Here is a 14,692-nt window from a genome sequence, read left to right on the forward strand (position 1 = left end):
CATCGTTATTCTTGGTGTTGAGGTAATCGTATTCGAATTTGGGTGCCTTGACCATACGGCCCAGCCATTGCTTCAATGCTCCCCATATGTGCCCCGATAATGGCTTTCACAATGGCAAGCCCAAGCCCAGTACCAGTTTTACCCCGATCACCACGCTGCATGGTATAAAACATATCAAAAATTTGCTCACGCTCCTGCTCGGGAATCCCGATACCCAGATCGATGATGTCAATCTGAAACTGCTCATCGACTGCACTGATCTTCACCTGAATGGGAACAGCATCAGGTGAAAACTTGGCTGCATTTTCAAGCACATTAAATAATGCCTGTTCGATTAATGCCGGATGTACATACAAAGCGGGTAAATTCGGCGCAATGTGTGTGTCTATCTGAATATTGGGTTGATAGCGTTTTAAACGCTGGGTCGCCGAGCCTATCAACTCATCGATACTGATCCATGCACGGCTTAACGTCAGCCCCTGATGGCCTAAACGCGTCATATCGAGTAGATTTTGGATATAACGATCAAGCCGTTCGCCCTCGATGTGAATGGTGTCGAGCAGGCTGTCCCGATCTGTATCTGACAATTGCACACTGTAATATTTTAGCGTATCTGCCGAGCCAATCATGGCGGCCAAAGGTGAACGTAAGTCATGCGATACCGATGACAAGAGCGCTGATCGAAGTTTTTCGGTTTCGGCTACCACTCGTGAGTTTTCGAGCTGAAATGACAGTAAAACCCGCGCCAGTGTTTGTGCAATATCTTCAATCATCAGCTCGGCCAAACGCTGCTGCTCAAAACTGATCACGTCTAAATCGGGATGAAAGCGCAGTGCAATCACACCATGCTCCCCCGCCAGATTGAGCGGATTAAACCACCACTCAGATTGGGTCAGGGTATTGGTAAAACGCCCACAGGGCTGACCATTTTTTTGTGTCCAGTCGGCTGCAATGTGGTCTTTGTGATTTAACTGACTCCGATCACCCGCCTCAAGTTCGCTCACTCTTAACCATGCCGTGGCTTTCAATGCACTCTCCAGATGCTGTTTAGATACACTAAGCACCTGTGCAATATCTACGCACGTCGAGAGTTTACGCTCAAGCTCTTGCAGTTGCAGCGATACACTATTGGCCACCCTTAAACTCAGTACCTGTGCGCGTAACTGATTGGCCAGACGCCCAACCAGCAAAGCCGATAAAATAAAAATCACGATGGTAATCACACCACGCTCTGCGCTAATTCTAAAGGTAAAGCGGGGTTCAATAAAAAAGTAGTTGTACAGTAAAAAACAAACGAAAACACTCAGCAAGGTCATGAGCATTCGGGCACGCATGGCCACCACCAGCACCGTCACCACAAAAATCAGCGCCAGCTCGGTATAGCCAATAAAATGATCACTGATGACCGCGATAATAAATCCTGCCAGTACAATCAATACGCTTTCGATCAGTTCTCGCGCTTGAAAATGAGTGTACTGTTGCAGCCATGTTTGATCGGGCACAGCAGCCTGTGCCGAATACGATGTTGCTTTGAGTGGTTGTACAAAGGTAATTTCAAAGGGGTGCTGCTTGTCGAGGAGCTGATCGGCAATATGCTCGGAGCGAATACGTTCAAGAAGTGTTTTTTTGGGGCTTTTTCCCAGCAAAATATTTGAGGCACCATAATCATAGGCCGCTTGCAAAATGGTTGGCGCAATTTGATGACTGTAAAGCAAATAGGTGTCGGCACCCAGTTTACGTGCCAGATTAAATGCTTTACTCACGGCCAGACTTTGCGCCGAGGAGGTTTTGCTTTTTTGAATTGAAATTACACTCCACGTTGCATTGCGTCGCTCGGCAATGCGATGAGCACGGCGCACCAGATCCTCAGCAAAGACAGAACCATCGATGGCCAGCATCACATGATTCTGAATCGGGACGATGCGCCCCTGCGCCACAGATTTTTCCCGATAATCAATTTCGACCTGCCCCGCCACAGTCTGAATCGCCAGATCACGCAGTGCAGTTAAATGTGCAGGTTTAAAAAAGCCCTGCAAGGCATGCGGTGCCATATCGTCTAGATAGATTTTGCCATGTTTCATCCGTTCAAGCAGTTCAGGCACAGGCAAATCGACCAAACGAATATCTTTCAATCGCTTGAGTAACGCATCGGGCACAGTTTCGGTCACGCGAATGCCGGTAATCTGATACACCACATCGTTTAGGCTTTCTAGGTGCTGAATATTGAGGGTGCTATAAACATTGATTCCGGCATCCAGAATTTCATTGACATCTTGCCAGCGATACTCATGCCGACTGCCTGGCACATTACGATGGGCCAGTTCATCGACCAGCACAATTTCAGGCTTAATGTGAAGAATCTGGTCTAAATCCATTTCCTCAAGTTTACGGTCTTGATACTCGACCACTCGACGTGGAATCACATTTAAACCCGCAATCAACCGCGCTGTATCGGCACGACCGTGAGTTTCGACTACCCCCACAACGACCTGTTTGCCCTGCTGCATCAGCTCATGCGCCCGCGTGAGCATGGCATAGGTTTTACCCACGCCAGGTGCAGCACCTAAAAAAATGGTAAGACGCCCAGATTGCTCACGTTGCGTATGCGCCAACCAAGCATCGGCTTTTTCATTGCGGTCAATCTGCATCAGTTCTGTCCTATCGAGCGGGTTGGGTCGAGCGTTGATCCAGTGCCAGATTCAGCTTGAGTACATTCACACGCGGCTCTCCATATAGTCCAAATTGCGGCGTTTGGGTATATTGCATCACCAGTTGACGAACCTCCTGCTCACTCAAACGACGTTGCTGTGCAACGCGTTTAATCTGTAGCTGGGCAGCTTCAGGAGAAATATCCGGATCTATTCCACTGCCCGATGCGGTGATCATATCATCTGGCACCTGAGCACCACCAATCTGATTGCTTTGAGCAAAAGCAATGCTACGCTCACGAATCTGCTTTTGCAGTTGCGGATTAGATACTGCCAGATTACTTCCCGACATCCCATCGACACTGTAATTACTGGCACTCGGGCGTGATTGAAAATAGGCTGCACTTTTAATCTGCTGCCCCACCAAGCTCGATCCTATAATTTTGCCGTCACGTTCAATCAGACTACCGTTGGCCTGTTCAGGAAAAATAAGCTGTGCAACCGACACACTGGCTGTCGAATAGAGAGCACCCGAGAGCACAAAACCCACCACGACCAGCCCGATACTGGCTCGCCATAACGAAGTCGATGACTCCACAGCAGTTGTATTTAAATCTGAATGATTCAATAAAGTATTCATCGTTGGCTCCTAAATCCACACCGCGACCACAAGATCAATCAGTTTGATGGCAATAAACGGGAACACCACACCTCCCACGCCGTAGATCAGCATATTACGGCGTAGCAGTTGCAGCGCACTGGCAGGTTTAAACTTGACCCCACGGAGTGCCAGCGGAATTAGCATTGGAATAATCAAGGCATTAAAAATCAATGCCGAAATCACGGCGCTTTTTGGGCTACCCAAGTGCAAAATGTTTAAAACCTCAAGCTGCGGTACCGCAACAGCAAACAAGGCAGGCAAAATAACAAAGTATTTAGAAACATCATTGGCCAATGAAAAGGTGGTTAATGCACCACGGGTAATCAGTTGCTGTTTACCAATTTCAACCACATCCAGCAGTTTGGTTGGGTCTGAATCCAGATCGACCATATTACCGGCTTCTTTGGCCGCCTGAGTCCCCGAGTTCATTGCTAGCCCAATATCGGCCTGTGCAAGTGCAGGTGCGTCGTTGGTACCATCACCAACCATGGCCACCAGTTTTCCTTCGGCTTGTTCGTTTCGGATACAGGCCAGCTTGTCTTCAGGTCTCGCTTCGGCAATGTAGTCGTCGACTCCCGCTTCTGCAGCAATCGCGGCTGCAGTCAGTGGATTATCACCTGTCACCATAATGGTTTTGATGCCCATTTCGCGCAGTAAAGCAAAACGCTCTTTAATACCTTGCTTGATCACATCCGATAATTCAATCACGCCTAAAATCGTATGATTGGCGGCAACCACCAGCGGCGTAGCACCCTTAGATGCCACTTGCTCTACGCGGGTTTTTAGCTCGATATTATTACGAATATCTTGCTCGGTGAATCCCAAAATTGCATCAAGCGCGCCCTTACGAATTTGATGACCATCGGCCAGATCGACACCGGATAAACGAGTCGCAGCACTAAACTGAATAAACGCTGCCTGTTCGGGTTCTTGTACAGTTTCGCCCATTTCTCTGGCTAAACTCACCACCGACTTCCCTTCTGGTGTCGGATCGGCAAAAGAGGTCATCATGGCTGCCTGACGCAGCTCACTCATCCCGATGCCAGTAAGCGGATAAAACGCCGTGGCCTGCCGATCGCCATAGGTAATCGTGCCTGTTTTATCTAGCAGTAACACATCAATATCACCAGCGACTTCAACCGCTTTACCCGATTTAGCCAATACATTGGCTTTTAGGGCACGGTTCATGCCGGCAATCCCGATTGCAGGTAACAAACCGCCAATGGTGGTCGGAATAAGGCAGACCAATAAAGCCACCAGTAAAACCACACTGATCTTGATGCCTACCATTGAGCCAATAAAAGGCAAGGTCACCACCACCACAATAAAGGTGATGGTCATGATATTTAATAAGATTCCCAATGCAATTTCGTTCGGCGTTTTCTGACGGTTTGCTCCTTCGACCAGTGCGATCATTTTATCGAGAAAGCTATGGCCCGCTTCATTGCTCACACGCACAACAATCTGATCGGTCAGCACTTTCGTGCCCGCAATCACACCAGAGCGGTCGGTATTGGCTTCACGCAGTACAGGCGCAGATTCACCCGTCACCGCCGACTCATTAATGGTGGCAAAGCCGCGCACAATCTCACCATCGGCGGGTATAATCTCGCCCGCTTTGATCAGTACCAAATCCTCTTTTTTAAGTAGATTGGCCGATATCAGCTCAGGTGTCTGAGATGAATCAAGATCGGTGAGTTTATTCGCCATCAGATTTTCACGTGCTTGACGCAATGATGCAGCCTGCCCGCGCCCTTTGGCTTCTGCAACTGCTTCGGCGTAGTTGGCAAATAGCACCGTGACCAGCAAGATCAGTGTCAAAAGCAAACCAAAGCCCAGACTAGTACTGCCCATAAGTGTCGCCACGACGGTAAGCACCGTACCGACCCACACACACGCCATGACCGGATTTCGAAATGCATGCTGCGGGAGCAGTTTATAAAAAGTTTGTTGAATAATTTCTTTATTCAAGATCGTCATTTTGTTCGCATGAGACGAGTTCATAATGCGTGCTCCAGCGTTAAATATGGACCGACAGATAGTCTGCGATTGGGCCTAAAACCAGTACTGGCATAAACTGCAATACCGTTAAGATCAGTACAATGCCAATCAGTGTGAGGGCAAAGGTGGGTGACTCGATATGCAATGAGCCTTTACCTTCTGTGGCTTTAGGCTTGGTGGCCAAGCTGACCGCGATTAATACAGGCACAATGAGCACGCTATAGCGGCCCGCCAATAGCGCGACACTTGCACTTAAATTCCACCACACCGTGTTGTCGCCCAGACCTTCAAAACCAGAACCGTTATTGGCAAAGGCCGAAACATATTCATAAAACACTTGGCTGATGCCGTGAAAGGCTGGATTGGAGTTGGCCGTCAATGACGGAAAAGCAATGGCAAGTGCGGTAAGCCCTAAAATGACGACGGGTTGCAGCAAGATCACAAAAGCGAGTAATTTAATTTCGGTGACTTCAATTTTTCTGCCGAAAATCTCGGGGGTACGTCCCGTCATTAACCCTGCAATGAACACTGCAAGAAGCAGGTAAATAAAGAACTGCAACACGCCACAGCCAATACCGCCCCAAATGGCATTGATTAACATGTTACAGAGCTGCACCAAACCGTTTAGGGGTGAAGACGAGTCGTGCATCATGTTGACCGAGCCATTATTCACCTGCGTGGTCAAACTACTCCATAGCGCAGAAGCTTCCACCCCAAAGCGGACTTCTTTACCTTCCATCTGTGCCACATTGGGCAAGAGTGAAAATTTTTCGGTCCACATCGACAACATGGTAGATGCCAACGACATCAGCAGCATGGTGCCAAAAATCATCCACATCAGTTTACGGCGCTGTACAAAGCGTCCGATCATAAACACCACAGACAATGGAATCAGTAAGATCGCCAGCATTTCAATCACGTTGGAGAACGGCGTTGGATTTTCAAGTGGCACACTGCTGTTTGGGCCATACCAGCCTCCGCCATTACTGCCCAACTGTTTGATCGCGACCATCGGTGCGACTGGACCTAATGGAATATGCTGTGTTTTGACTTCGACACTTTGATCCAGATTTTGGGCAACTGGCCCACCCGATAATGTCGCAGGCACACCTTGCCATGTCAGCAGCAATGAAAAAATAAAAGCTAAAGGCAAAAAGAAGCGCAGTAATGGACGAATCAAATCCAGCCAGTAATTGCCAAGATTGATCTCTTGCCAATGCTGTTTGTCTTTGCTTTGGGTTTTACCCGATTGTAAAAAAAGTGTACGCAGCATAGCCGTCAGCAAGGCCAAACCAATGATCGGTGATAAAAACTGCATGCCCACAATCACGGTCATTTGTGACAAATAAGAGAGCTGTGCCTGACCGGAATAATGCTGCTGGTTGGTATTGGTTAAAAAAGAAATGGTGGTATGTAAGGCCAAATCCCATTTTATATTGGGAACATGGTCTGGATTGAGTGGAAGCCATGCCTGCGTCATGAGGATCACTACACTCACTACAAATAACACCACGTTACTTATCACGAACGCGCCCAGATATTGCCGCCAGTTCATTCCAGTTTGCCGAACGCCGAGTACTCGATAGAGAGGCTGTTCGATCCAACGAAACAGACGATCGCTTTTCATGGGTTTGGCTTGCATCACATCGGCAAGATAATGACCGAGCGGATAGGCCAAAATCAGCGCAAGCACAAACACGGTTATAAATTCCCACATTGCAAATGCCATCGTTTAAATACGTTGACATTAGTATGGAAATTTAACGCGTAAATTCTCTATATATCAAAAAACACAGGGCGTAAATTTTGCGTAAAATTTTTAATAACCGCTTTGATATTTCTCTTTTTAAAGCAGATTACACATCGTTTTTTGGTAGCTATCAATGCGAATTCATCGATCGACTCAAATGAAGACCATATAACCTGACTAAATAGGATACAAACGATCGGTAACCACATTTTTCATGACCATGGTCGAAATTAAACGCTGTACATTCGGCATAGCTGAAAGGCGCTCATCGTAGAGTTTTTGAAAACTCAGCAAATCCTTAGTCACCACATGCAGCATATAATCGGGATCACCAAAGAGGCGCTGCGCCTGCACAATTTGTGGAATCTCGATCACCGCTTCTTCAAATGCGCTCACCGAGGCTTTGTCACCATCGCGTAGCGTGACAAACACAATGGTCGCAAATTGTAATCCAATCAGTGCAGGTTCAAGCTGGGCACGGTACCCCCGAATCACACCCGATTCTTCGAGTGCACGTACACGACGATGGCACGGCGACAAGCTCAAACCAATTTTTTCAGCCAGCTCAGTCAAAGATAATCGTCCATTTTGCTGAAGTTCCGCAAGAATCTTCTTATCTATCTTATCCATATAGAAGAAACTCTCCTTTTTATCATTTTTTGAGCAAGTCTTTAACAGCACATTCTAATCTGTTCTGGCTATGCTTTTCTACATACCGTTACGCTCTTATACGCCCGCTCGTACTTATTCAATTTAGGAAGATGACAATGAATATGAATACCTTGCTGACATTTTGGGGTGTTTCCGCGTTGTTTATTTTAACTCCCGGCGCCGATTGGGCTTATGCCATCACAGCGGGGATCCGTGGAAGAGTGGTGATTCCTGCTGTGTTTGGACTGCTGCTCGGGCATGCGTTGAGTACACTCCTTGTCGCCACAGGCATTGGTGCGATTGTGAATGGTTCACCTCTATTGCTTCAGGTATTAACAGCAGCAGGCGCACTGTATTTACTCTGGCTCGGAATCGGCTTACTCAAAAATCCCGTTGAGCTTCGTCATTCTTCCGCGTTACTCACCACCACGAGTCAGACACGGCACTGGTTGGTTAAAGGTCTGTGCATTAGCGGGTTAAATCCGAAAGTATTTTTATTGTTTTTTGCTTTGCTGCCACAATTTATCGATTTATCTTCTGGTTTTACTGTTTCAACCCAAATTTTAGTGCTGGGGATGATTCATCTGGCAACATGTAGCGTCATTTATTATGCGGTGGGTTTTGGTTCTCATGCACTGCTTAAAACCCGGCCACATGCGGCACAGCGTATCAGCCAAGTTTCGGGTGCATTGATGATCATCATTGCGAGCTTACTTCTAATCGATCAATCTCATCATTTGGTTTAAATTGCCTGATATAGAACGCGCCACTCACATACACCATGATCTGATTTAAATGGCCCGAACACATTTGTCAGCAATTAAAAAAGCGGGCTTAAGCCCGCTTTTTTAATGTCAACTGGTTTAAGCCCCAGTTTGATAGTCGGCCTGAGGAACGGCTGTAGAAGCCTGATACGGTTGACGGAAGTCATTTAAGCCCGCTGCAGCTTCCTGAATGTCTTTGCCTTCTTTAATGACAAACGTATCAAAGCCAGAACGTTTTAAGTAGTTCAGTACATCTTTGAAAATATCACCGACTGCACGTAGTTCACCTTGATACCCCTGACGGCGCAACAATGCAGCAAATGAATAACCACGGCCATCATTGAAACCTGCAAACTCAATAAAAATCGCATCGAGCTGATCCAGCGGAAATTGATGCGTTTCTGGTGAGTCATTCACCGTGATGTATAGCGCTTTTTTGCCTTGGATCGCGGTAAGTTGATCCAGTTGTGCAGTAGTCATCACCACATCCCCTGCCGGAATCACACCATCTTCAGCAATTGGTTGATAGGTGTTATCTGCAATGCTGCCGTCTTTAGCAAGCACCTGTAATGCTGGATTAAGCATATGCGCGCTCCTTAAAAGGTTGAATGCCAACACGGCGATAGGTATCGATAAAACGCTCTTGATCCTGACGTAAATCCAGATAAGTATTTAAAATTTCTTCTACCACATCAGGTACGGCATCGGCTGCAAATGATGGCCCCAAGATGTCGCCAATTGAAGCATCGTGATCTGCGTTACCGCCGAGCGTGATCTGGTAAAATTCTGCGCCTTTTTTATCCACGCCTAAAATACCAATATTACCGACATGGTGATGACCGCAGGCATTCATACAGCCTGAAATATTCAGATCAAGCTCACCCAAGTTATAGATGGTATCGAGATCTTCAAAACGACGCGTAATGGCTTCTGAAATTGGAATCGATTTCGCATTTGCCAGTGAACAGAAATCACCGCCAGGACAGCAAATAATATCGGTCAGGAAGCCAATGTGCGCGCGGGCCATATTGTGCTGCTCAAGCGTTTGCCACAAGGCAAACAAATCTTTTTGAGGTACATCGACCAGTGAAATATTTTGTTCGTGTGTGGTACGTAGCTCACCAAAGGTATATTGGTCTGCCAGATCCGCAATCAAATTCATTTCTTCTGTGGTCATATCGCCTGGCGCAACCCCTGCACGCTTCAAGCTAATGTTTACAATACGATAGCCTTTAACTTTATGGGCATTGGTATTGATGTTGTACCACTGTTTGAATTTTGGATGCTCGGCAAACACTGCACTGAAATCTTCGTCGTTCAACGCTTGATAGCTAAACGGCGTAAACACCTGATCCAGTTTATTTAACACTTCAGGCTGAATTTTTAAAGATTCGCGGATTTGTGCAAACTCGGCTTCTACTTTTTCAGCAAATACCGCAGGTGTTAAAGCTTTGACCAAAATTTTGATACGTGCTTTATATTTGTTATCACGACGGCCGTGTAAGTTGTATACGCGAAGGACGGCATCTAAATAGGCAATGAGGTCTTCACGTGGCAAAAACTCACGAATGACACTTCCAATAATTGGGGTACGGCCTAAACCACCACCCACTTTAATCTTGTAGCCCATCTCACCTGCATCGTTTTTGACAATGTAGACACCAATGTCATGAAACGACGTTGCAGCACGATCTTTCTCTTCAAGTGCAGACACCGCAATTTTGAATTTACGTGGTAAAAACGCAAATTCTGGATGGAAAGTACTCCACTGACGAATCAATTCACAGGTCGGGCGCGGATCGGCAATTTCACCTGCAACAACACCCGCATACTGATCTGTAGTGGTATTACGGATACAGTTACCACTGGTTTGAATGGCGTGCATTTGTACCGTAGCAAGCTCTGCCAAAATATCGGGTACATCTTCAAGTGCAGGCCAGTTGAGCTGAATATTTTGACGCGTAGAAACGTGTGCATAACCACGGTCATATTCTTTTGAAATTTCTGCAATTTTGCGTAATTGTTTTGAATTCATCAAGCCATACGGCACCGCAATACGCAGCATCGGTGCATAACGCTGTACGTAAAGACCATTTTGCAAACGCAATGGACGGTATTCATCTTCAGTGAGCTTTCCAGCTAAATAGCGTTCGGTTTGATCACGGAACTGAGCAACGCGTTCATTAATCAACTGTTGATCGAAATCAGTATATAAATACATGGCGTATGGCTAGTAGATTCATTATAAAGGCGTCTAGCATAACCAGCTTTGATTCATCAACAAAATGCTTTTTTTGGATATTTAATAACGGTTTTATTGATAAGAGAATTTTTAGATTTATTTTAAAAAGCCCAGAATCAATCTGGGCTTTTTTTATGGTGAATAATAACAATGATTATTTGGTATCCGGCAATGCATAAGCCACAAGATAGTCACCCATCTTGGTGCCAAATGAACCATGACCACCCGCCATAATTACCACATATTGTTTACCATTGATTTCATAGGTCATCGGTGTGGCTTGACCACCTGCTGGTAAACGTGCTTCCCACAGTTTTTCACCATTACTAACATTAAACGCACGGATATAGTTATCCTGGGTTGCACCAACAAACATTACGTTACCTGCAGTTGAAATGGTTCCACCCAAGCCAGGTACACCAATTTTAAGTGCTGGCAACTGGAATAGATTTGGCAAACTATCACGGATAGTACCGATACGTTTTTTCCAGACCACTTCATGTGAATTTAAATCGACACCAGCAATATAGCCCCAGCCAGGCTGCTTACAAGGCAAACCAAGAGGCGACAAGAATGCATTGATTTCCACACCATAAGGCACACCATACATCGGTTGAATACCATGCTCTGTTCCTGCACCACGTGCAGTTTCCTTACGGTTCGGATCCATCGGAATCAGACGGCTCACAAACGGTAGCGCCAACGGATTCATGACTGCAATCTGACGATCCTGATTGACCGACATCCCACCCCATTCAAATACACCCAGATTTCCTGGGAACACTAAAGTCCCGTTTTCAGATGGTGGTGTATAAATACCGTCATAGTTCAGACGCTTGAATGACACGCGACACATCAACTGATCAAACATTGTGGCACCCCACATTTGTTTGTCTGTAAGTTTGTCTTTTGGTGCTAAATCAAGTGCAGAAAATGGTTGTGTCGCAGAATAACGTTCACCCTTGGTTTGTGGGCCACGTTTCACGGTCTGTGGTACCGCTTTTTCTGTAATTGGCACAATCGCCTTACCATTACGACGATCTAGAACAAAAACATTGCCTGTTTTGGTTAACACATAAATCGCTGGAACAGTCTGACCAGACTTGTCTTTAACATCTGCCAGTGAAGGCTGTGATGGTACATCCATATCCCACAAATCATGATGTGTGGTCTGGAAATGCCAAACAAGTTTACCGGTTGTGGCGTTGATTGCCAGCATTGAATTTGCATAACGCTCTTTCAACTCGGTACGATCTCCACCCCAGATATCTGGCGTACCGACACCTGTTGGTACATAGACGATATCCAGCTTCGGATCGTATGCCAATGGCGCCCATGCATTTGGAGAATTGTGTACAAACGTCGAATTTTCGCCAGGAAGTGCATTTGGATCTTGTGCACCCGTATCAAATGCCCAAAGCAGTTTACCCGTGTTTACATCGTAACCACGAATGACACCTGATGGCTCTTTATTGGAGTAGTTATCTGTGACAGAACCTGCAATCACCACTGTTGTACCAGAAACAATACCTGGCGATGTTGGGTTATAACCGCCTGGATAAGCATATGGCATCAACTTTTGTAAATCGACTTCACCCTTCGTACCAAAGTCAGAGCATGCCTTACCAGTATCTGCATTGATAGCAACCAGACGACCATCATTCACAGGTAAAAAGACTTTACGTGGGCATTCTGTCGATGCTGATTTTTTGGCTTGCAAGCTGGTTGCGAACTCACTGGTATTATTGGCATCGTAATACATCACACCACGACAGGTTAAATGTTGATAGGTTTTATCTGCTTTTAATTTCGGATCAAAACGCCATTTTTCTTTACCTGTTGCAGGGTCAAGTGCAATTAACCATTGGTGGGTGGTACACATGTACATGTTATTGCCAACTTTGATTGGCGTAACCTGATTGGTGGTTTCACCCGAGTCATTTGCAGTTTTTAAGTCACCTGTACGGAAGGTCCATGCCACTTTCAAATCTTTAACGTTCTGATCATTAATCTGCGTTAAAGGCGAATAACGTACACCACCCTGGGTACGACCATAGGCAGGCCAATCAGCAGCATCAACACCTTCAACTGCTTGTGCAGTTTTGGGTTGCTCATTTTTAATGACACCATTAATTTCTTGCGGATCATTAAAAATAGAATAAACCATGACCACAATTGCAATCACAAGTGTAGAAGACAACGCAATTTTGCTTGATTTTGCATTGTCCATTCCACGGCTCACGGCTGGAATTAAAATCCATAGACCAAGTACGCCTAAAATGTCCAGACGCGGTGCCAAGGCCCAGAAGTCTGTACCAACTTCCCAAATACCCCATAGCGTTGTACCGAGCATTAATGCAGCATACAACCAGATAGAAGTGCTTGATCGTTTGAGCAAGAGCCATGCAAAGATCAGTAATGCCAATCCTGCAATCACATAATAGAATGACCCACCGAGTACAGTAAGCCATATACCTCCAACGAGCAGGAATAGACCAATCACCGCAGCGATAACTACGGTCAATGTTCTAAGTCCTGAATTTGAAGATGGTTGAGACATGAGACCACCTCGAATAATTTGTTTTTTTAATCTGTTATACGAAGTATATGAGTGAGAGCGATATGCTTCGTATAACAACTTTATCTCAGTTGAATCACAGAAAGCTTTCCATGACCCAACAGAAAATTCTGAAAATATACGTTTAAATTAGAATACAGTTTGGAATTTTATGCCACCTACCCATGCATTATTACCATCTTTAAGTGCACCCACATGACGAACATATTGCACGTTTGGCCGAACAGTGAGCCAGTTGGTAGCCTCAATTCCGTAGTAAATTTCTGAGTTATATTCACTATCTACATCTTTACCCAAATATGCATCATCATTTAGGTTGATTCGAGAGAAGCCAATTGCCAATTCATCTTTTGGACGAGTATCAACTAAACCCTTATAAGCAAATGCAAGACTTTGTGTGTTTTTTACACGGCTTGTTGCTTCATCAAAAAATGTAGCTTGACCTACAACTTTTAAACCACGAGAAGTATCACCATTTACAGCCGTTAATTGCTGTATAAATGATAACCATCCGCCTTGCCCATGATCTTTATTGGTGCTGTTGATTTCATTCGCATCTGCCGTACTATAATAATAACCGGCACGATATTCACCCGCTAAACCATTTATTAATCCAGACTTTGGTTGCCAAACGACTTCAACAGGGATCACAGCGCCTTTGGAACCATCTGTGCTTAAATTAAAGCCTTTACTACGCTTGAGGTTTTCTGGGTTATATTCATAAACACCAACTTGTGCAAATACTTCAGGTGTAACGTTGTATTTTACACGCGCAGCCCACTGGCTGACTGGCCAGTTATGAATTTGATCGCCAGCGTTCCAATTGCCCATTTGATCGCCACATAGCGCCAAATTTTGGAAATCGCATGCAGCAGGGTTGAAATCTTCGCTTTCACCAAAACGACCCACTTTAATATCCAGGGCTTGATCAAAAAATTTCTTTTTAATCCATAGGTCTGTTAAGCGTGTTGTTTGACCACGACCATAGACTTCCTGGGTTGAACTTAATTGACCCTCTAAAGCAGCAGCTTTATTCTTAATATCGTGTCCATCGCGATGGGTTAATGTAATTTGAGCTTCGGTATCTTGCCAACCCAGAATCTTATTAAGATCAAAATGTGTACCAAGTGCAACCTGACCTGCGTATTCTGTACCATGACGCGAAGTATCTTTTGAATCCAGAACAGTCGCCATTTCGCCTGTATAACCGATACTGAAATCGTACCCTTTTTGTTTTAATGCAGTCCGTTCCCCATTCCAGTCCCCGAGCATCCATTCACTTGATGGATCAAAAGCAGAAGCAGCACTTACCTGTTGCGTCCAAATACTCAATGACAACATTGAGATGCAAGAGATGGCCAAAGTCTTCCCTAATTTCATACTTACGTAACCTTTTA

The 14,692-nt window shown here is 45.5% G+C and carries 9 protein-coding genes and 2 pseudogenes; 1 reads left to right on the forward strand and 10 read right to left on the reverse strand.

Annotated features, from left to right (window positions below):
- Nucleotides 1-5: 5 nt before the first annotated feature.
- The 6 genes and pseudogenes from F952_RS17225 to F952_RS15205 all read right to left on the reverse strand — a co-directional run.
- Nucleotides 6-1,466 (reverse strand): annotated as a pseudogene (locus tag F952_RS17225) (sensor histidine kinase); the annotation flags it as partial.
- Nucleotides 1,467-1,522: 56 nt separating this feature from the next.
- Nucleotides 1,523-2,648: pseudogene (locus tag F952_RS17230) on the reverse strand (histidine kinase); the annotation flags it as partial.
- A gap of 10 nt (nucleotides 2,649-2,658) precedes the next feature.
- Complete coding sequence (gene kdpC / locus F952_RS15190; protein ID WP_004929599.1) at nucleotides 2,659-3,288, reverse strand: potassium-transporting ATPase subunit KdpC; 630 nt, start codon at nucleotides 3,286-3,288, stop codon at nucleotides 2,659-2,661.
- Nucleotides 3,289-3,297: 9 nt separating this feature from the next.
- Nucleotides 3,298-5,313, reverse strand: coding sequence for a potassium-transporting ATPase subunit KdpB (gene kdpB, locus F952_RS15195; RefSeq protein WP_004929602.1), 2,016 nt, complete (start codon nucleotides 5,311-5,313; stop codon nucleotides 3,298-3,300).
- Between the two features lie 16 nt (nucleotides 5,314-5,329).
- Nucleotides 5,330-7,027 carry a potassium-transporting ATPase subunit KdpA gene (gene kdpA, locus F952_RS15200; RefSeq protein WP_193759514.1) on the reverse strand — a complete coding sequence of 566 codons (1,698 nt, stop codon included), beginning with the start codon at nucleotides 7,025-7,027 and terminating at the stop codon, nucleotides 5,330-5,332.
- Between the two features lie 210 nt (nucleotides 7,028-7,237).
- Nucleotides 7,238-7,690, reverse strand: coding sequence for an Lrp/AsnC family transcriptional regulator (locus F952_RS15205; RefSeq protein ID WP_004929605.1), 453 nt, complete (start codon nucleotides 7,688-7,690; stop codon nucleotides 7,238-7,240).
- Nucleotides 7,691-7,827: 137 nt separating this feature from the next.
- On the opposite strand from F952_RS15205, the gene F952_RS15210 reads away from it, so the two are divergent.
- Entirely contained in the window at nucleotides 7,828-8,457 is a 630-nt protein-coding gene (locus F952_RS15210; protein ID WP_004929606.1) for a LysE family translocator, read from the forward strand.
- 117 nt (nucleotides 8,458-8,574) lie between these two features.
- On the opposite strand, the gene F952_RS15215 is transcribed toward F952_RS15210, so the two are convergent.
- The 4 genes from F952_RS15215 to F952_RS15235 form a co-directional block, all read right to left on the reverse strand.
- Nucleotides 8,575-9,060, reverse strand: a complete 486-nt coding sequence (locus F952_RS15215; protein ID WP_004929608.1) for a DUF934 domain-containing protein — start codon at nucleotides 9,058-9,060, stop codon at nucleotides 8,575-8,577.
- Entirely contained in the window at nucleotides 9,053-10,696 is a 1,644-nt protein-coding gene (locus F952_RS15220; protein WP_004929610.1) for a nitrite/sulfite reductase, read from the reverse strand. Before F952_RS15220 ends, F952_RS15215 begins: the two co-directional genes overlap by 8 nt.
- A 175-nt stretch (nucleotides 10,697-10,871) precedes the next feature.
- On the reverse strand, nucleotides 10,872-13,277 hold the full coding sequence (locus F952_RS15230; RefSeq protein ID WP_004929611.1) for a glucose/quinate/shikimate family membrane-bound PQQ-dependent dehydrogenase: 2,406 nt from the start codon (nucleotides 13,275-13,277) through the stop codon (nucleotides 10,872-10,874).
- 147 nt (nucleotides 13,278-13,424) lie between these two features.
- Nucleotides 13,425-14,675: a carbohydrate porin gene (locus tag F952_RS15235; protein ID WP_004929613.1), complete on the reverse strand. Its 1,251-nt coding sequence runs from the start codon at nucleotides 14,673-14,675 to the stop codon at nucleotides 13,425-13,427.
- Nucleotides 14,676-14,692 lie beyond the last annotated feature (17 nt).

This window comes from Acinetobacter baylyi DSM 14961 = CIP 107474 (genome assembly GCF_000368685.1).
GTDB classification, from domain to species: Bacteria; Pseudomonadota; Gammaproteobacteria; order Pseudomonadales; family Moraxellaceae; genus Acinetobacter; species Acinetobacter baylyi.

Excerpts from the sequence above, each read along its gene's own strand:
- F952_RS15220 (WP_004929610.1), bottom strand. The coding sequence starts at position 10,696 with ATGTATTTATATACTGATTTCGATCAACAGTTGATTAATGAACGCGTT.
- F952_RS15215 (WP_004929608.1), bottom strand. The coding sequence starts at position 9,060 with ATGCTTAATCCAGCATTACAGGTGCTTGCTAAAGACGGCAGCATTGCA.
- kdpC (WP_004929599.1), bottom strand. The coding sequence starts at position 3,288 with ATGAATACTTTATTGAATCATTCAGATTTAAATACAACTGCTGTGGAG.
- kdpA (WP_193759514.1), bottom strand. The coding sequence starts at position 7,027 with ATGTGGGAATTTATAACCGTGTTTGTGCTTGCGCTGATTTTGGCCTAT.
- kdpB (WP_004929602.1), bottom strand. The coding sequence starts at position 5,313 with ATGAACTCGTCTCATGCGAACAAAATGACGATCTTGAATAAAGAAATT.
- F952_RS15210 (WP_004929606.1), top strand. The coding sequence starts at position 7,828 with ATGAATATGAATACCTTGCTGACATTTTGGGGTGTTTCCGCGTTGTTT.
- F952_RS15230 (WP_004929611.1), bottom strand. The coding sequence starts at position 13,277 with ATGTCTCAACCATCTTCAAATTCAGGACTTAGAACATTGACCGTAGTT.
- F952_RS15205 (WP_004929605.1), bottom strand. The coding sequence starts at position 7,690 with ATGGATAAGATAGATAAGAAGATTCTTGCGGAACTTCAGCAAAATGGA.
- F952_RS15235 (WP_004929613.1), bottom strand. The coding sequence starts at position 14,675 with ATGAAATTAGGGAAGACTTTGGCCATCTCTTGCATCTCAATGTTGTCA.